We start from the raw sequence: 16,409 nt of genomic DNA on the forward strand, positions 1-16,409 counted from the left end.
GCACTCGACGGGACCGAACGGCCCGTGCGAGCGCCTCAGGGCACCTTCACCCAGTCGAGGGTCCGCTCCACCGCCCGCTTCCAGCCCGCGTAGCCCTCCGCGCGCTGCTGCTCGGACCACTGGGGCGACCAGCGCTTCGACTCGTGCCACTGGGCGCGCAGCTCATCGGTGTTCTGCCAGAATCCGGTGGCGAGCCCGGCCGCGTAGGCGGCGCCGAGAGCGGTCGTCTCGGCGACGACGGGACGGCTGACCTCGACACCGAGGACGTCCGACTGGATCTGCATGCAGAGATCGTTGGCGGTGACGCCGCCGTCGACCTTGAGCACGTCGAGATGGACCCCGGAGTCCTGCTCCATCGCCTCGACCACATCGCGGCTCTGGTAGCAGATGGCCTCCAGCGTGGCCCGCGCCAGATGGGCGTTGTCGTTGTACCGGGCCAGGCCGACGATCGCACCGCGGGCGTCGGAACGCCAGTACGGCGCGAACAGTCCGGAGAACGCGGGCACGAAGTACATCCCGCCGTTGTCCTCGACGCCGCGGGCCAGTTCCTCGCTCTCCGGCGCCGACTTGATGATCTTCATCTGGTCGCGCAGCCACTGCACCGCCGATCCGGTGACGGCGATGGACCCCTCCAGGGCGTAGACGACCGGTTCGTCGCCGAACTGGTACGCCACCGTGGTCAGCAGACCGTTCTGCGAACGGACCAGCTCGGAACCGGTGTTGAGTACCAGGAAGTTGCCGGTGCCGTAGGTGTTCTTGGCCTCGCCGGGGGAGAAGCAGACCTGGCCGACGGTGGCCGCCTGCTGGTCGCCGAGGACGCCGCCGATGGGGATGGCGGCGCTCAGCGGCCGGGAGGTGCGCGTGGAGCCGTAGGCCTCCGGGTGTGAGGAGGGGTTGATCTTCGGGAGCATCGCCCGGGGGATGCCGAAGAAGCCCAGGAGCTCCTCGTCCCAGTCGAGGGTCTCCAGGTCCATCAGCATCGTGCGGCTCGCGTTGGTCACGTCGGTGGCGTGGATACCGCCGTTCGGGCCGCCGGTCAGGTTCCACAGGACCCAGGCGTCCGTGTTGCCGAAGACCGCGTGACCGGCCTCGGCCGCCTCCCGTACGCCGTCGACGTTCTCCAGGATCCACTGGATCTTCCCGCCGGAGAAGTACGTCGCGGGCGGCAGCCCGGCCTTGCGGCGGATGACCTCGCCCTTGCCCGAACGCTCCAGGTTCGCGGCGATGGCGTCGGTACGGGTGTCCTGCCACACGATGGCGTTGTAGTACGGCCGTCCGTTGCGCGGGTCCCAGACCACCGTGGTCTCCCGCTGGTTGGTGATCCCGATCGACACCAGGTCGGTGGGCGACAGGCCGCCGTGCCGCAGGGCGTTCTGGATCACCGAGTTGGTGCGCTCCCAGATCTCCACGGGATCGTGTTCCACCCAGCCGGAGCGGGGCAGGATCTGCTCGTGCTCCAGCTGGTGCTTGGCGACCTCGTTGCCGCCGTGATCGAAGATCATGAATCGGGTGCTGGTGGTCCCCTGGTCCACCGCGCCGATGAAGTCCGCCATGATGTGCTGCCTCTCCGGGCGCTGTGGTTCAGTCTTGGGACGCCGGGACGCGCCCCGGCGGTTCGGGCTCCGCGGACGGCAGGAAGCGTCCGACGAGGAACTTGTAGAGCCCCGCGCCCAGCAGGCCGCCGATCAGCGGGCCGATGATGGGCACCCAGAAGTAGAGATTGCCGTACTGGTCCCGCCACGCTCCGCCGTAACCGGTGAGGAAGCTCGCCAGCCGGGGGCCGAAGTCACGGGCCGGGTTGATCGCGTATCCGGCGTTCGTTCCCCAGGCCATGCCGATCGCGACCACGATCAGGCCGATGATGAACGGGCCCAGGTTCGCGCCGGGCGGGGTGTTGAGCATGTCGGTGACGGCCAGGACCAGCAGCAGCAGGATGGCGGTGCCGATGACCTGGTCGCGGAAGGCCCCCCACTCGTGCACCGGCAGTGCCGGGTTGCCGTTGGCGGGCAGGGTGGAGAACACCCCCTGCGTCTTGATGGTGTGTCCGGGGTCGGCCTTGGCCAGCGCCTCGCTGTAGTTCCAGCGGACGATCAGCGCGGCCACGAACGCGCCGGCCGTCTGCGCCAGCGCGTAGGGCGCCACCTTGCTCCACGGGAACCCCTTGAACGCGGCCAGCGCGAGGGTCACCGCGGGGTTGATGTGGGCCCCGCTCAGCCGCGCCGCGACGTAGACGCCGAGCGTGACGCCCAGCCCCCACGCCCAGGCGATGCTGTCGTGGTCCCCGAGCCCGCCGGCCGGATCCGTCAAGGCTCCGCCCGCCACCACTTGGGCCACGACACCGCAGCCGAAGAGGATCAGGATCATCGTGCCCGCGAACTCGGCCGACAACTCGCCGACCAGTCCGGACTTCTTACGTAGCTCAGCCATGGAAGCTCGCCCTCCGCCGACGGCGCCGGCTGTCGACTATCCGAGCAGTGTCAGCAGGCTAAGGCGATTTAACGAAAGGGGCATTTCGGGGCGAGGTGGATGTGTTGGTCATGCCTGCGCCCGCGAAGGCGGCGCTCGGCCGGTCGGGTGAGGGGGGCTCTCCACGCTGCCGTCGGTTCCGGCGCTCATCGCCGTCGTGGCGCTGCTGGGCTGAGAGCACGAGCCCGCCGAGTTCCCCCTGAACCCGTGGAAAAACCATCGATTTCGGGGACATGGGGCGGAATGGGAGGGGCACGAGGCTGTCAGCGGTCGATGAGGAAAAGGAAAGCCCGCCCGGACAACGACCGACCGGCGCCGGCAACCGTCCGCCGACCGCTTCGAATACCTCATGCATTTCCGTGCGAACGAAGGAGTTTCCTGTGTCCGAGAACCTGTGGGGATACCAGCCGACCGCCGGTCACACCGTCGGCACCGACCTGATCGGCTACAAGGTCGAGGCCACGGACGGCAGCATCGGCAAGGTCGACAAGCACTCCGACGAGGTCACGTCCTCGTACCTGGTCGTCGACACCGGTGTATGGATCTTCGGCAAGCACGTCCTGCTTCCGGCGGGCACGGTGAGCCGCGTCGACAACGACGACAAGAAGATCTACGTCGACCTCACCAAGGACCAGATCAAGGACTCCCCGGAGTTCGACAAGGACAAGCACGTCGGCGACGCGGACTTCCACCGCACGACGGGTGAGTACTACGGCCGGCACCGCCGCGTCTGATCTCTCGGACCGTAGGCACAGCGGGCGGGGCCCGACGCGTCACGCGTCGGGCCCCGCCCGCTGCGCGCCGTCCTTCCTTCACCGATCGCGCGGTGAAGCCGGGGCGTACACCGTCTCCTCGGGGATGCGAAGGGGAGTTGGGCGAGGATGCCGGTCCCGCAGACGGTGAGCGCGCCCCGGCGCCAGGCTCCGGAGGGTACGGACGCCCCGCCCTTGCTCAACTCGCCGCTCCCGTCGCTGTTTCCGCCGCCGGTCCCTCCCCAGGTCCGAACGCCGCACGGAGCATCTTCACACGCCCCGCCATCGACGGCGGGCGGTCCTGATCACCCGCCGGGCGCTCCCACGCGCAGCCCGTCCATGACGAAATCCAGCAGGCGGCCGGCCCGCGGCTCCCAGTCCTCCTGCGGATCGATCTGCCAGAGACCGGCGATCGCGAGGAAGAAGTCGTCCGGCGTCACCCCCGGGCGGATGGCACCGGCGTCCTCGCAGGCGCGGAGCAGGGTTCCGGCCGCTTCCATGACCGGGGTGGGGCCGGGCCGGGCGGGGCCGCCCGGCGCGCTGGTCACCAGCCGGATCGCGTCCGCGAGACCCGCCTTCGTCATCGCGAAGCGGGCGAGGCGGTCCATCCACTCGCGCAGGGCCCGCTCGGGCGGCCTGGTCCCGAGCAACTCGCCCGCCGCATCGGCGACCTGCTGCATCTCGTAGCGGTAGACCTCCAGGACCAGCGCCTCCCGGTGGGGGAAGTTGCGGTAGAAGGTGCCCTGCCCGACACCCGCCTTCTTGGCGATCGCGCTCAGCGGGGCGTCCGCGCGCCGTGTCAACTCGGCCGTGGCCACCCGCAGGATGCGCTCGCGGTTGCGCCGGGCGTCCGCGCGCGGGGCGGTGTCCTTCTTCGGCTGCTGGGACACGGATCCTCCTCGGGGGCGTGGCCGGACTCGGGTGCGTGGCCGAAACCCGTCCTTGTTAACCGGACAGCTGTCCGTTACGTTTTCCGGGTAAGCGGACAATGGTCCGGTTAGGGCCACCTTACTCCCGCCCGGGGCCCGCAGTCGCCGACCGATGCCCGGGTTCTCCTCGTCACCCGACACCAGAGAAGGCTGAACATGGCCCCACCACCCCCGTCGACGTCCAGTGCGATCACCCTGAACATCAACGGCGAGAAGCACCACCTGCCCGTCGACCACCGCACCACCCTCCTCGACGCCCTGCGCGAGCGCCTCGACCTCACCGGCACCAAGAAGGGCTGCGACCAGGGGCAGTGCGGCGCCTGCACCGTCCTGGTCGACCGTCGGCGCGTCGTCTCCTGCCTCAGCCTCGCGGTCGCGGCCGAGGGCCGCGAGATCACCACCATCGAAGGCGTGGCCGAGGGCGACGAACTGCACCCCGTCCAGCAGGCCTTCCTCGACCTCGACGGCTACCAGTGCGGCTACTGCACGCCCGGCCAGATCTGCTCGGCCATCGCCGTCATCGAGGAGCACGCGGCCGGCTGGCCGAGCGCCGTCACGGGCGACCCGGCGCCCGACGCCGGGCCGCCGCCCCTGACGCCCGAGGAGATCCGGGAGCGCATGAGCGGCAACCTGTGCCGCTGCGGCGCCTACGTCTCGATCGTCCGGGCCGTCGCCCGCGCCGCCGGGGAACACACCGCAGCGGGAAGCGCTGCCGGGGAGGACGCCGCCGAGGGGCGCGCGGCCGGAAAGCGTGCCGCCGAGGAGGACGTCGCATGAGGGAATTCGACTACCAGCGCGCCCACGACGTCACCGGCGCGGTCACTCTCCTCGCCGCCGACCCGGACGCGCGGTATCTCGGCGGCGGCACCAACCTCGTCGACCTGATGAAGACCGGCGTGGAGCGCCCCGCCCTCCTCGTCGACGTCCGCGAACTCCCCCTGGACCACATCGAACCCACGGCGGACGGCGGCCTGCGCATCGGGGCGACCGTCACCAACAGCGACCTCGCCGTCCACCCCGAAGTCCGCCGCCGCTACCCGGCGTTGTCCCAGGCCCTGCTCGCCGGAGCCTCCGGACAGCTGCGCAACATGGCCACCGTCGGGGGCAACCTCCTCCAGCGCACCCGCTGCGGTTACTTCACCGACCTCTCCCAGCCCTGCAACAAGCGCGCCCCGGGCGCCGGTTGCCCCGCCGTCGCGGGCGAGCACCACAACCACGCGGTCCTCGGCGCCTCCGACCACTGCGTGGCCGTACACCCCTCCGACATGGGCGTGGCCCTCACCGCCTTCGACGCGGTCGTCTCCTACGAGAGCGCCGACGGACCCGGCGAAGTCCCCCTCACCGACTTCTACCTCCCCGTCGGCGACACCCCGCACCGCGAGACCGCCCTGCCGCCCGGCGCGCTGATCACCCGGGTGACCTTGCCCGCCGCGCCCGTCGCCGCCCGCTCCCGCTACCGCAAGGTGCGCGAGCGCGCCTCGTACGCCTTCGCCATCGGCTCCGTCGCCGCCGCGCTCGCCATCGAGGACGGCCGGGTACGCGAGGCGCGCCTCGCCCTCGGGGCCGTCGCCTCCCGCCCCTGGCGCGCCCGTGCCGCCGAGGCCGTCCTGACCGGCGCACCGGCCGACGGAGCGACCTTCGCCGCCGCCGCGGACGCCGAACTGGCCGCAGCCCGGCCGCTGCCCCGCAACGGATACAAGGTGACTCTCATGCGCAACCTCGTGGTCTCCGTCCTGACCGAACTCGCCGGGGAGGACGCCCGATGACGACCACCACCCCGGGCCCTTCGGCGCTCCGCGGAGCCGTCGGCACCGCCCGTACCCGCGTCGAGGGCCGCGACAAGGTCACCGGCGCGGCACGCTACGCGGGCGAGATCCCCTTCGCGGACCTGGCCCACGGCTGGCTCGTGCTGTCCACCGTCACCCGTGGCCGGATCCTCGACGTGCGGACCGACCCGATCCTCGCCATGCCGGGCGTGCTCACCGTCCTGCACCACGGCAACGCCCCCCGCCTGCACACCGATTACATCGGCATGCTCGGCACCCCGCCCGACCCGACCTGCGCCGTCTTCCAGAACGACCGGGTGCCGTTCGCCGGCTGGCCGGTCGCCCTCGTCGTCGCCGAGACCCCCGAGGAGGCCCGGGAGGCGGCCGAAGCGCTCGTCGTGACGTACGACAGCGAACCGCACGACACCACGCTCCACGCGGACCACCCCGGCGCCTACCCCGCCGCCGGCCACATGCCCGCCGAGACGCAGAAGGGCGACCTGGACGCACAACTGGCCGCCTCCGCCGTCGTGGTGGACGCCGCGTACACCACGCCCGAAGAGCAGCACAGCATGATGGAGCCGCACGCGGCGACCGCCCGGTGGGAGGGCGGCCGGCTGGAGGTCGTCGACTCCAACCAGGGCGCCGGCTGGGTCCAGGGCGAACTGGCCACGATGTTCTCGCTCGACGCCTCCTCGGTGCGGGTGCGCTCGGAGCACATCGGCGGCGGCTTCGGCAGCAAGGGCCTGCGGGCCCACCAGGTGTCCGCCGTGATGGCCGCCACCGCTCTGCAACGCCCGGTACGCGTGGTGCTGACCCGGCGCCAGACGTTCTCGCTGGGCGGCTACCGCAGCCCCACCACCCAGCGGGTCAGGCTCGGCGCGGCCCCCGACGGCCGGCTGCTGGCGCTGGAGCACCGCTCGCTCAACCAGACGTCCACGGTGTACGAGTTCGTCGAGCCGAGCGCGGGCGTCGCCCGGGTGCTGTACGACGCCGACGCCCACCGCACCGCCAACCACGTCGTCCGGCTCGACGTGCCCTCCCCGACCTGGATGCGCGCACCGGGCGAGGCCCCCGGATCCTTCGCGATCGAGGCGGCCCTCGACGAACTCGCCGAACGCGGCGGCATCGACCCGGTCGAACTGCGCCTGCGCAACGAGCCGGACGCCGGCCCCGTCTCGGGACTGCCGTTCAGCACCAACAACCTCGCCGCCTGCTTCCGCGAGGGAGCCCGCAGGTTCGGCTGGGCGGACCGCGACCCGCGTCCCGGCATCCGCCGGGAAGGACGCTGGCTGCTGGGCACCGGCACGGCGGCAGCCTCCTTCGGCGCCGGAGCAGCCCCCTCGACGGCCCTGGTCACGGCCGAGGCCGACGGCTCCTTCACCGTACGGATCACCGCCGCCGACATCGGCACCGGCGCCCGCACCGCGCTCACCCTGATCGCCGCCGACGCCCTGGAGACCGCACCCGAACAGGTCCGGGTCCGCATCGGCGACAGCGACTTCGGACCCGCGATGATCGCCGGCGGCTCCATGGGAACCCGCTCCTGGGCCTGGGCGGTCACGGCGGCCGCAGCGGAACTGCGCGAGCGGCTCGCGGTGACCACGTCCGTCCCGCCGGAGGGGATCACCGTACGGTCCGACACCACCGAGGCCCTCGGGGCGCTCGCGCGCAAGGAACGCCACTCGTTCGGCGCGCAGTTCGCCGAGGTCGCCGTGGACACCGCCACCGGCGAGATCCGGGTGCGCCGCATGCTGGGCGTCTTCGCGGCGGGCCGGATCGTCAACCCGCTCACCGCCCGCAACCAGCTCGTCGGCGGGATGACCTGGGGCATCTCCATGGCCCTGCACGAGGAGGCGGTCCGCGACCGCAACACCGGCGGCCACTACGCGCCCGACCTCGCGGGCTACCACGTCGCCACGCACGCCGACACCCCCGCCATCGAGGTGGACTGGGTGGACGACCACGACCCGGACGACCCGGTCGGCATCAAGGGGGTGGGGGAGATCGGCATCGTCGGCGCGGCGGCGGCCGTCGCCAACGCGGTCTGGCACGCCACCGGCGTACGCCACCGCGATCTGCCGATCCGCCCCGACCGGGTCATCACCGCGACGGGGCCGCAGCCCGCCGGGGGAGCGGCGGATGCTTGACATCGCCGGTGAGCTGCACCGATGGATGGCGGAGGGCCGCGACGTCGCGGTCGCCACCGTCGTCTCCGTCGGTGGCAGCGCACCGCGCGGGCCGGGAGCCGCGCTCGCCGTGGACAGCGAGGGCACCGCGATCGGCTCGGTCTCCGGCGGCTGTGTGGAGGGCGCGGTCTACGAACTGTGCGCCGAGGCGCTCACCACCGGCGAGAGCGTCCGGACGAGGTTCGGCTACAGCGACGAGGACGCCTTCGCCGTCGGCCTCACCTGCGGGGGCGTCCTGGACATCATGGTCACGCCGGTACGGTCCGGCGCGCCGGAGCGGGAGGTGCTGCGGGCCGCGCTGTCCGGAGCGGTGTCCGGCGAGGCGGTGGCCCTCGCCCGGGTGGTGGACGGCCCGGCCGGGCTCCTCGGGCGGGCCCTGCTGGTCCGCGCCGACGGCTCCCACGAGGGCGGGCTCGGGGGCCACCCGGAGCTGGACCGTACGGCGGTGGCCGAGGCCGCGGCCGTGCTGGACACCGGCCGCACCGCTGCCGTCGCCCTCTCCGCGGACGGCTCGCACTGCCCCGGCGGACTCACGCTGCTCGTCGAGACCAGCCTGCCGCCACCCCGCATGATCGTCTTCGGCGCGGTCGACTTCGCCGCCGCGCTGGTCAGGGCCGGCAAGTTCCTGGGCCACCATGTGACGGTGTGCGACGCCCGGCCCGTCTTCGCCACGCCCGCCCGGTTCCCCGAGGCCGACGAGGTCGTCGTCGACTGGCCCCACCGCTACCTTCGGCGCACCCGGACCGACGCCCGCACCGTGCTCTGCGTGCTCACGCACGAGGCCCGGTTCGACGTGCCCCTGCTCACGGAGGCGCTGCGGATGCCCGCCGCGTTCGTCGGCGCGATGGGATCGCGCCGCACCCACGAGGACCGGACCCGGCGGCTGCGCGAGGCCGGCCTCGGCGACCGTGAGCTGGACCGGCTGCGGTCGCCGATCGGCCTGGACCTCGGAGCCCGTACGCCGGAGGAGACGGCGCTGTCCATCGCGGCGGAGATCGTCGCGGCCCGGCGCGGCGGCACGGGCCTGCCGCTCACCGGGGGAGCGGCACCCATCCACCGCGAACCCGGCCAGGTGTGCCGGGTCGCCGGCCGGCTCTGATCAGCCGGCTCTGAGGCAACCGGTTCCGGAACCGTGGCGGATGCGGCCGGTTCCGAGACCGTGGCGGATGCGGTCGGCGACGGCCGGGACGGGGGCGTCGAACGGCCCGTCCGGCGTGGGCGCCCCGCCGAGACCCGCTCCACCGGGACACCGCAGCCACCGGCGCTCTCTAGCGGGCGTCCTGCCGCCGCACCATCTCGGCGATCCAGTCCGGCGCGTACGGGGATGTGCACCCCGGAGAGGTCGGGTAGTCCTTGAGCACCTCCAGGCGCTCACCGATGGCGACCGCGCGGGCGCGGAGAGCGGGGTGGTCGATGCCGATCCGGGCCAGACAGTGGTTCATCGCCCACTGCAGGCGGTCGGGGGCGTCCTTCATCCCGGCCTCGATGACGTCCAGCAGCCCCGGCAGGTCGAGGCCCTCGGGGCTCTTCCGGACGCGCTCGGTGGTGAGCGCCCAGCCGGCGCTCGCCACCACCGGATCCGGATCGGCCGACCACGCCGTGCGCAGCTCCTCGGCGTGCGGGCTCTTCTTCACCACGTAGTTCACCAGCCAGTCGTGAACCTTGGGCGCGCGGGCCTCGCGCAGCATACGGTCCAGAGCATCACGCCCGAACGCCTTCGGACGGCAGATCAGCAGGGCCAGCAGCATCGCCGCGCTGTCGTCCGACTCCCACAGGCGGACCGCGAGCTCCTGCTGGGTCCCGAGCCGTTTCGCGACGGCGCGCAGTCTGCCGAGGTTCACCCCGTGGTCGTCGCCGTGCTTCTCGTTCACCGCACGGACCCGCGGGTCCTCCAGCGCGGCCAGCTCGGCCAGGATCTCCGCCACCGTCGTATCCGCCGGGCTCTGCGCGGCCACCTCGGTCTCCTCTCCGTCGGCCGGAACGTGGAATTCAGCGTACGACGGGTCCACGAACGGCGGATCGCGCGTTTGGCGGAGCTGTAGGGGGTCACTCCGGTACAGCGGCGCGAGCCACAGCGCACCGGACCGCCCGGTGACGGACCCCGGGCTCTGCCCCACTGGCGAGGAGACATGAACCGCTCGACCGTGGAACTACTGCTGACCGCACAGGAGGACACGATGCGTGACCTGCGCAGGATCTTGCGGGCCAAGCTCCTGAAGGCCCGAGGACTGGCCGAGGAGTCGGACGGCAAGGCGCTCGACGACCAGGCTCGCCAGGACGAGGGACGGCGACGGCAGGCCGACGCCGAGCGTCTGGAGCGGCGGGACCGCCCGGACGGGACGCCCGGCCGTTGAGCGGCGCCCGAGGGGTCCGGCTCTCCGAGGGAGAGGGCGAGGACGCCCCGACGAAGCCGGGGGCCCCGCCGGAGGCTTGCGTCCCGGCCTCGCCGACGGGCGCGGCGGCCCCGCGTCCGGGCCGGACTCTGCGGCTTCCGGGGGTGTACCGTCCGCAGACCGACACGCTGCTGCTGGCCCTCGCCATGCGCCGCGAGGGGATCGGTCCGGGTACGGATCTGCTGGACCTGTGCACCGGGACCGGCGCGCTGGCCCTGCACGCCGCCCGGCTCGGCGCCCGCGTCACCGCCGTGGACATCAGCCGCCGGGCCGTGGCGTCCGCACGGCTGAACACCGTGCTCGCCCGGCTGCCCGTCACCGTACGCAGGGGAGACCTGCTCCGGGCCCTGCCGGGCCGTACCTTCGACGCTCTCGTCAGCAACCCCCCGTACGTCCCGGCCCCCGACCCGGCCGTGCCGCGCCACGGGCCCGGACGCTCCTGGGACGCGGGCCCCGACGGCCGGGCCGTCCTCGACCGCATCTGCGACGACGCCTTCGCCGCGCTGCGCCCCGGCGGTCTCCTCCTGCTGGTCCAGTCGGGGCTGAGCCGTCCGGAGGAGACGATCGGCCGGCTGTCCGCGGCCGGACTCGACGTCTCCGTGACCGACCGGGTGACGATCCCGTTCGGGCCGGTCACCCGGCGCCGGGTGACCTGGCTGCGGGACCGGGGACTGCTGCGGGACCGGCTGGAACGCGAGGAACTGGTGGTGATCCGTGGCCGGAAGGGATGAGACGCCGCGCCGCGTGGTGGTGAACCGGGAAGGCCCGATCCTGGTGGAAGGCCCCGTCGAGGTCGTCGCCGACGACGGCACGACGACCCGGTCCGACCGCTTCGTCGTCGCGATCTGCGCCTGCCGCCGCAGCCGCGCCTACCCCTGGTGCGACACCAGCCACCGCCGCCGGAAGCCGGCCGCTCCGGCGGACAGCCACGGGGACGGCCGACAGCCCGCGGAGGCGGACGGCCGACACCCCGAGGACGCCGAGGAGGAGCCCCTACCGTGACGACCCAGGCCACCACCCCCCGTGAGAACCCGGCGGCGCCCCCCGCGCTCCCTGCGGCACGCGGACCCCTGAGCGGGAGCGCCCTCGCCGTGCTGGCGGGCGGCGGGGCCCGCCTGCCCGCCGCCGACGCCGTCCGCCGCGCCGACCCGTACGGGGACGATCTCCAGCTCCTCCTGTACGTCCTCTACGAGCTGCACTACCGGGGGTTCGCCGGGGTGGACGAGCGGCTGGAATGGGACCCCGCCCTGCTCGGCGTGCGGTCGGCGGGCGAGGACGTCTTCCTGGACGCGCTGCGCCGCGACGCCGGCTCGGGCGGGCAGGACGTCGCCGGGGCGGTGGACGCGCTCCAGCTGGAACCCGTGGGGGACGACGGCCACAGCGTCAGCCACCACCTCCGGCGCGAGGGCGAGCTGTGGCAGCTGCGCGAGTACGCCGCCGTGCGCTCCCTGTACCACCTCAAGGAGGCCGATCCGCATCTGTGGGTGGTGCCCCGGCTCCAGGGCCGGGCGAAGGCGGCGATGACCGCCGTGGAGTTCGACGAGTTCGGCGCGGGCAGGGCGGAGGACATCCACGCCCGGCTGTTCGCCGGCCTGATGGCCGACCTCGGCCTCGACGCCCGGTACGGCCGTTACCTGGACGCGGCGCCCGCCCAGGCCCTGGCCACCGTCAACATGATGTCCCTCTTCGGCCTGCACCGCCGGTTGCGCGGGGCCCTGGTCGGTCACTTCGCCGCCGTCGAGATCACCTCGTCCCCCGGGTCGAGGCGGCTGGCCGACGCCCTGCGCCGGGCCGGTGCGGGCCCTGCGGCCCAGCGGTTCTACGACGAGCACGTGGAGGCCGACGCGGTCCACGAGCAGGTGGTGCGCCACGAGGTGATCGGCGGCCTGCTGGAGGACGAGCCCGGCCTGGCGGCCGATGTGGTCCTGGGCATCGAGGCGACCGGACACCTGGAGGACGCGCTGGGCGACCACCTGCTGGCGGCGTGGCGCGACGGCCGATCGGCCCTGCGCACACCGCTGACGCACTGAGAGCCGCCGCCCGTCAGGCGGTTTCCTGGAGCACGTCCTCGCGCACCCGCGCGCAGGACCGGCTGAGCAGGCGCGACACGTGCATCTGCGAGATGCCGAGGCGTTCGGCGATCCGTATCTGGGTCATGTCCTGGAAGTAGCGGAGGTACAGGATGGTCCGCTCCCGCTCGGGAAGCTCCCGCAGCCCCGGCTTGACGGCCTCGCGGTCGACGGCGGTGTCGAGGGCCCTGTCGCAGGACCCCAGCCGGTCGGCCAGGGGGGAACCGCCCTCCGCACCCGCGGGCGCGGCGTCCAGGGAGAGGGCGCTGTAGCTCTCCAGGGCCTCCAGGCCGAGCAGCACGTCCTCCTCACCGAGCCCGGTGGCGGCGGCGATCTCGGCGCAGGTCGGGAACCCGCCCCCACTGCCCGGCGTCAGCTCGTGCCGGGCCACCCGCACCCGGTTGCGGAGGTCCTGGACGCGGCGCGGCACATGGACGTCCCAGGTGTGGTCCCGGAAGTGCCGCTTCAGTTCCCCGGTGACGGTGGGGACGGCATAGGTCTCGAAGGCATTGCCGCGCTCCGGTTCATAGCGGTCGACCGCCTTGACGAGCCCCATCGCGGCGACCTGCCGCAGATCGTCCATGGCCTCACCGCGGTTGCGGAACCGGGAGGCGATCCGGTGGGCCATCGGAAGCCAGGAGCAGATCGTCTCCTCGCGCAGCGCGTCCCGCTCCGGCCCCGGGGGGAGAGCCCGCAGCCGCCGGAAGGCATGGTCGGGCGAGGCGGCGTCGCCTGGACGGTCGGGGGCGGGGGCTGCTGCCGGCATGGTGGTCACTCCTCGTCGACGATGCGTCTGGGCCGCCGCGGGAGGGTTGCCGGGCCGGACAGATGCGGCCCGGAATCCCACGGGCGCACCTCTTGTCCGAAGCACAAAACAGCCCATACCCCACGCAATGGTCGCTAAACGCAGATGCCTCAAGGGGTGCGGTCCGTGCCAGTCGCCGCTTCCCGGCCCGCACGGGCCGCCGTCGAGGTGGCGACGCCACGACAGGGACGACGTGGCGGGGCGACCCGTGCGGAGGCGGTCGCTGTCCGTGGATGTGCCGTACGCATGCCGGACCGCCGCGCCCGCGGGCGCGGCCGTTCCTCCCGGCCGTCGTCCGTCTTCCCCGGCGGTCAGCTGTCGGGGCGCCGGGCGGTGTCCGCCTCGTCGGTGAGGTGGACGGCCGCTTCCTCGGCCGACGCGGCGCCGCCGTCGATGCCTACGTCCTCGGCGAAGACGTCGTTCTCCCGTCCGGCCGCGTCCGCCGCGCCGCTGAGCCGGCCCGCCCGGGGCTCGACGGTGGACCCTTCCCGGGGCTCCCCCTCGCCCTCGGTGAGATCGCCGATGCCGTCGCCGACGGGGGGCTCCACATCGTCCACCTCCTGGGCGATCCGCTGGTCCAGCGATTCGCCGCGGCGCTTCTCCGCCCCCGTCGTGCCGAACTTGTCGACACCCAGGGGGCGTTCGGGAGGGCTGTAGCCCTCGTCCAGCTGGTCGTCCAGGTCCCGTTCGTCGAGCGTGTTCTCCAGGTCGAGCTCATCGTTCGGCGGCATCGAACCGTCGTCGTCCTGCGGCTGGTACACATCGTCGCCACGTGCGTCTGCGGGCATGTCCTGACTCCTGTGTCGTGCGGGCGGCCGTCCGGCCCGGAAGGCGCCGGGTGTCAGCGTCCGAGGGCCTTGCAGAGCTGTTCCTTGTTCATGGAGGAACGCCCGTCGATGTTCTTCTTCCTCGCCTCGGCGTAGAGCTGGTCCTTCGTGGGACCCTGCGCCCCCTTGTGGGAGTGCTCGCCGCCGCGCTCGTAGGCGGACTTCCTGTCCCGCGTCGACGTCCTGCTCGCCGTTCGCGACTCGCCGGACCGGGCGCGCTGCTTGTTGACGGTCCGGGCCGCGATCTCCTTCGCACGGCTCTTCGACGCGCCCCGCTCCTCCTGGCTCTCCCTGATGTGTTCGTACTGCCGTTCACGCTTCCGGTTCGATCCGGCCGGCATGGCGTGCTCCTCACTCCGTCTCGTTCCGTCCGGGGGACGGACTCCGCGTTTCCCGTACGGATCCCACTAAACAGCGCGTATCCGTACGACGCTTCCGGAGGCGGGGGAGGGGCGGCACCCTGGAGCGGGCGGACGGCGCCGACGGCTGCTTTCCCAACCGGTCGGCGCCTGAGCTCCGCGTACGCCGGACACCTGCCACAGGAGTACCCCCGCAGCGGGGGCCAAACATGCCCCTGCCGGCGTTCGGCCGTACGTGTCGGCTCTCGGGTCAGGGCCGGGGGCGCAGGCCGGGGCCGCCGGCGGGAGGGGCGCCGGAGACGCTGCCGACCAACTGGGCGCAGAGGTCGCGGAGTTTCACGTTGCGATGCTGCGAGGCGGTGCGCAGGGTGCGGAGCGCCTCCTCCGCACCGCAGCGGCGCTGGTTCATGACGATCCCGGCCGCCTGGTCGATCACGGCGCGTGACTGGAGGGCGGCCTCCAGGTCGGCGGTGAAGGTCCGGGTGTCCGAGAGCCGCTGGGCGAGCGCGACGGCCCCCGTCGCCTGGGCGGCCAGGGCGCGCAGCCCGCCCAGATCGACGTCCGCGAAGCCGTTCTCCTTGGGCGAGTAGAGGTTCAGGGCGCCCGCGGTGTGGGAGTGCGCCGCGATCGGCAGCGACAGTGACGACCGGGTCCCGGAGGCGACGGCGAAGGCGGGGTAGCCGTTCCACCGGCCCTCCTCGCGCATGTCGCCCACGCTGACCTCGTGCCCCTCGCGCAGCGCCTCCAGGCAGGGGCCGTCGTCCTGTCCGTACTGGGCCTCGTCCAGCGGCGGTGCGCTGACACCCGCGCTGGCCACCGTGAGGGGGCGGTTCTCCCGCTCCAGCGTCACCCCGCAGCCGTCCGCCGTCGGCGACATGAGCAGGGCGCTTCGGGCCAGCGCGTGGAGGAAGTCGTCCAGCGTGTCCGTATCCAGCAGGAGGGAGACGAGGTCGGGCGGCCCCGGTGCGAGCACTCCGTCTTCGGTCATGATCGATTCCTTCCGGGCCTGGACCCTGCGACCAGCATGGCACTGTGCGGGCCGTCCCGCGCCGCTGGCCGGGGGTGCGGACACCGCCCTCGGCCGGATACCCCCGGACAGGTGTCGCGCACCGGCGAAGGGGCATACGCGCGGTACGCAGGTCAGGAAGCGGCCGCGCACTCAGCCCTGCTCACCTGGAGTGCCACATGTTCCTGCTCAGCTATCACCTCGACGCCGCGCACCTGGTCGTGGAGCTCGCCGACGTGGTCGACCTCGACAACGAGGCGGCGATCGAGCGCGAGATCCTCCGCCTGCTGCCGTGCTGCGGACCCCGGGCGATCGTCGTGGACCTCCGCACGCCCCTGCTCACCCCCCGGGGTCTGGGGCTCCTTCTGCGGGTGCGGGACCAGGCCGAGGAGCGCGGTGTCTCGATGGCGGTGGTGGCCGGCCACGACAAGGCCCGCGAGGTCCTGGGCGCCGCCGGGCTCCACCGCGTGCTGCGGGTCGCCGCCACCCTCCCGGGCGCGGAGCTGCGCAGCCGGGGATGCCGCCCGGGGCCGGAGACGGTCCGCACCGCGAAGTCCGGCCGGCGCCGAGGTGCGCCGTCCGCCGCCGGGGCTCCGACGCGGCCGGTCGGCCCGCACGCCGACACCAGCCGCCCCCGGTTCCCGGGGGAGCGCTGACCACCGGAACGGTGGCCGGAGACTGACGGGGGATCGGCTCCGCGGAGCCGATCCCCCGTCAGGGTCACGGCGCTGCGGGGCCGGAGCGGACCGGCTCGGTGACACCGGGCCGACCGCGCCGGAGCGAGAAGGCATAATGAAGCGCTGGAGGTCAGGAAACGGCCCGTGAGAATTCTTCCTGCCTCTGTGGAG

18 protein-coding genes are annotated in these 16,409 nt (G+C 73.1%); 10 read left to right on the forward strand and 8 right to left on the reverse strand.

The features are described 5' to 3' along the window. Nucleotides 1–35: 35 nt before the first annotated feature. The gene (glpK, locus tag KME66_RS31025) at nucleotides 36–1,553 is read right to left on the reverse strand and encodes a glycerol kinase GlpK (RefSeq protein WP_216328241.1); all 1,518 of its coding nucleotides are present in this window, start codon (nucleotides 1,551–1,553) and stop codon (nucleotides 36–38) included. Between the two features lie 28 nt (nucleotides 1,554–1,581). Then, on the reverse strand, nucleotides 1,582–2,427 hold the full coding sequence (locus KME66_RS31030; protein ID WP_216328243.1) for an MIP/aquaporin family protein: 846 nt from the start codon (nucleotides 2,425–2,427) through the stop codon (nucleotides 1,582–1,584). A gap of 419 nt (nucleotides 2,428–2,846) precedes the next feature. Here KME66_RS31030 and KME66_RS31035 point away from each other — a divergent pair, with 419 nt between their 5' ends. Beyond that, nucleotides 2,847–3,200 carry a PRC-barrel domain-containing protein gene (locus KME66_RS31035; protein ID WP_216328245.1) on the forward strand — a complete coding sequence of 118 codons (354 nt, stop codon included), beginning with the start codon at nucleotides 2,847–2,849 and terminating at the stop codon, nucleotides 3,198–3,200. Nucleotides 3,201–3,523: 323 nt separating this feature from the next. On the opposite strand, the gene KME66_RS31040 is transcribed toward KME66_RS31035, so the two are convergent. Next, complete coding sequence (locus KME66_RS31040; protein WP_073224925.1) at nucleotides 3,524–4,108, reverse strand: TetR/AcrR family transcriptional regulator; 585 nt, start codon at nucleotides 4,106–4,108, stop codon at nucleotides 3,524–3,526. A gap of 195 nt (nucleotides 4,109–4,303) precedes the next feature. Here KME66_RS31040 and KME66_RS31045 point away from each other — a divergent pair, with 195 nt between their 5' ends. From KME66_RS31045 to KME66_RS31060, 4 genes are read left to right on the forward strand one after another with little or no spacing between them, the layout of a single operon-like run. Continuing rightward, the gene (locus KME66_RS31045; protein ID WP_216328247.1) at nucleotides 4,304–4,924 is read left to right on the forward strand and encodes a (2Fe-2S)-binding protein; all 621 of its coding nucleotides are present in this window, start codon (nucleotides 4,304–4,306) and stop codon (nucleotides 4,922–4,924) included. Then, nucleotides 4,921–5,913 (forward strand): xanthine dehydrogenase family protein subunit M, encoded by a 993-nt coding sequence (locus KME66_RS31050; protein ID WP_216328249.1) that lies wholly within the window; start codon nucleotides 4,921–4,923, stop codon nucleotides 5,911–5,913. Before KME66_RS31045 ends, KME66_RS31050 begins: the two co-directional genes overlap by 4 nt. Beyond that, nucleotides 5,910–8,063 carry a xanthine dehydrogenase family protein molybdopterin-binding subunit gene (locus tag KME66_RS31055; protein WP_216328251.1) on the forward strand — a complete coding sequence of 718 codons (2,154 nt, stop codon included), beginning with the start codon at nucleotides 5,910–5,912 and terminating at the stop codon, nucleotides 8,061–8,063. The genes KME66_RS31050 and KME66_RS31055 overlap by 4 nt, the downstream gene beginning before the upstream one ends. Then, a complete protein-coding gene (locus KME66_RS31060) occupies nucleotides 8,056–9,201 on the forward strand; it encodes an XdhC/CoxI family protein (RefSeq protein WP_216328253.1) in 1,146 nt (381 codons plus the stop codon). Before KME66_RS31055 ends, KME66_RS31060 begins: the two co-directional genes overlap by 8 nt. A 169-nt stretch (nucleotides 9,202–9,370) precedes the next feature. Here the strand turns inward: KME66_RS31060 and KME66_RS31065 are convergent, their stop codons facing one another. After that, nucleotides 9,371–10,057, reverse strand: a complete 687-nt coding sequence (locus tag KME66_RS31065) for a DNA alkylation repair protein (RefSeq protein ID WP_216328255.1) — start codon at nucleotides 10,055–10,057, stop codon at nucleotides 9,371–9,373. A gap of 174 nt (nucleotides 10,058–10,231) precedes the next feature. On the opposite strand from KME66_RS31065, the gene KME66_RS31070 reads away from it, so the two are divergent. From KME66_RS31070 to KME66_RS31085, 4 genes are all read left to right on the forward strand, one after another. Next, entirely contained in the window at nucleotides 10,232–10,456 is a 225-nt protein-coding gene (locus KME66_RS31070; protein WP_216328256.1) for a hypothetical protein, read from the forward strand. 128 nt (nucleotides 10,457–10,584) lie between these two features. Then, nucleotides 10,585–11,226, forward strand: a complete 642-nt coding sequence (locus KME66_RS31075) for a HemK2/MTQ2 family protein methyltransferase (protein ID WP_216329714.1) — start codon at nucleotides 10,585–10,587, stop codon at nucleotides 11,224–11,226. Nucleotides 11,227–11,239: 13 nt separating this feature from the next. Beyond that, nucleotides 11,240–11,497, forward strand: a complete 258-nt coding sequence (locus tag KME66_RS31080) for a CDGSH iron-sulfur domain-containing protein (protein WP_216329716.1) — start codon at nucleotides 11,240–11,242, stop codon at nucleotides 11,495–11,497. After that, on the forward strand, nucleotides 11,494–12,525 hold the full coding sequence (locus tag KME66_RS31085; RefSeq protein ID WP_073224939.1) for an iron-containing redox enzyme family protein: 1,032 nt from the start codon (nucleotides 11,494–11,496) through the stop codon (nucleotides 12,523–12,525). The genes KME66_RS31080 and KME66_RS31085 overlap by 4 nt, the downstream gene beginning before the upstream one ends. A 13-nt stretch (nucleotides 12,526–12,538) precedes the next feature. On the opposite strand, the gene KME66_RS31090 is transcribed toward KME66_RS31085, so the two are convergent. The 4 genes from KME66_RS31090 to KME66_RS31105 all read right to left on the reverse strand — a co-directional run bounded on the left by KME66_RS31090 (nucleotide 12,539) and on the right by KME66_RS31105 (nucleotide 15,543). Beyond that, on the reverse strand, nucleotides 12,539–13,330 hold the full coding sequence (locus tag KME66_RS31090) for a SigB/SigF/SigG family RNA polymerase sigma factor (RefSeq protein ID WP_216328258.1): 792 nt from the start codon (nucleotides 13,328–13,330) through the stop codon (nucleotides 12,539–12,541). Between the two features lie 350 nt (nucleotides 13,331–13,680). Continuing rightward, on the reverse strand, nucleotides 13,681–14,157 hold the full coding sequence (locus KME66_RS31095) for a DUF5709 domain-containing protein (protein WP_216328260.1): 477 nt from the start codon (nucleotides 14,155–14,157) through the stop codon (nucleotides 13,681–13,683). A gap of 53 nt (nucleotides 14,158–14,210) precedes the next feature. Beyond that, nucleotides 14,211–14,537, reverse strand: coding sequence for a plasmid stabilization protein (locus KME66_RS31100; protein WP_216328262.1), 327 nt, complete (start codon nucleotides 14,535–14,537; stop codon nucleotides 14,211–14,213). Nucleotides 14,538–14,805: 268 nt separating this feature from the next. Next, nucleotides 14,806–15,543 (reverse strand): GAF and ANTAR domain-containing protein, encoded by a 738-nt coding sequence (locus tag KME66_RS31105; protein WP_073224947.1) that lies wholly within the window; start codon nucleotides 15,541–15,543, stop codon nucleotides 14,806–14,808. A gap of 197 nt (nucleotides 15,544–15,740) precedes the next feature. Between KME66_RS31105 and KME66_RS31110 the strand changes: the two genes are divergently transcribed. Further along, nucleotides 15,741–16,217: an STAS domain-containing protein gene (locus tag KME66_RS31110; protein ID WP_073224949.1), complete on the forward strand. Its 477-nt coding sequence runs from the start codon at nucleotides 15,741–15,743 to the stop codon at nucleotides 16,215–16,217. The last annotated feature ends 192 nt before the right edge of the window (nucleotides 16,218–16,409 follow it).

This window comes from Streptomyces sp. YPW6 (assembly GCF_018866325.1).
Classification (GTDB): Bacteria; Actinomycetota; Actinomycetes; order Streptomycetales; family Streptomycetaceae; genus Streptomyces.

Bases quoted from the DNA above. Each gene is read 5' to 3' on its own strand.
- KME66_RS31030 (WP_216328243.1), bottom strand. From the start codon at position 2,427: ATGGCTGAGCTACGTAAGAAGTCCGGACTGGTCGGCGAGTTGTCGGCC.
- KME66_RS31105 (WP_073224947.1), bottom strand. From the start codon at position 15,543: ATGACCGAAGACGGAGTGCTCGCACCGGGGCCGCCCGACCTCGTCTCC.
- KME66_RS31070 (WP_216328256.1), top strand. From the start codon at position 10,232: ATGAACCGCTCGACCGTGGAACTACTGCTGACCGCACAGGAGGACACG.
- KME66_RS31055 (WP_216328251.1), top strand. From the start codon at position 5,910: ATGACGACCACCACCCCGGGCCCTTCGGCGCTCCGCGGAGCCGTCGGC.
- KME66_RS31090 (WP_216328258.1), bottom strand. From the start codon at position 13,330: ATGCCGGCAGCAGCCCCCGCCCCCGACCGTCCAGGCGACGCCGCCTCG.
- KME66_RS31100 (WP_216328262.1), bottom strand. From the start codon at position 14,537: ATGCCGGCCGGATCGAACCGGAAGCGTGAACGGCAGTACGAACACATC.
- KME66_RS31045 (WP_216328247.1), top strand. From the start codon at position 4,304: ATGGCCCCACCACCCCCGTCGACGTCCAGTGCGATCACCCTGAACATC.
- KME66_RS31050 (WP_216328249.1), top strand. From the start codon at position 4,921: ATGAGGGAATTCGACTACCAGCGCGCCCACGACGTCACCGGCGCGGTC.
- KME66_RS31060 (WP_216328253.1), top strand. From the start codon at position 8,056: ATGCTTGACATCGCCGGTGAGCTGCACCGATGGATGGCGGAGGGCCGC.
- KME66_RS31095 (WP_216328260.1), bottom strand. From the start codon at position 14,157: ATGCCCGCAGACGCACGTGGCGACGATGTGTACCAGCCGCAGGACGAC.
- KME66_RS31110 (WP_073224949.1), top strand. From the start codon at position 15,741: ATGTTCCTGCTCAGCTATCACCTCGACGCCGCGCACCTGGTCGTGGAG.
- glpK (WP_216328241.1), bottom strand. From the start codon at position 1,553: ATGGCGGACTTCATCGGCGCGGTGGACCAGGGGACCACCAGCACCCGA.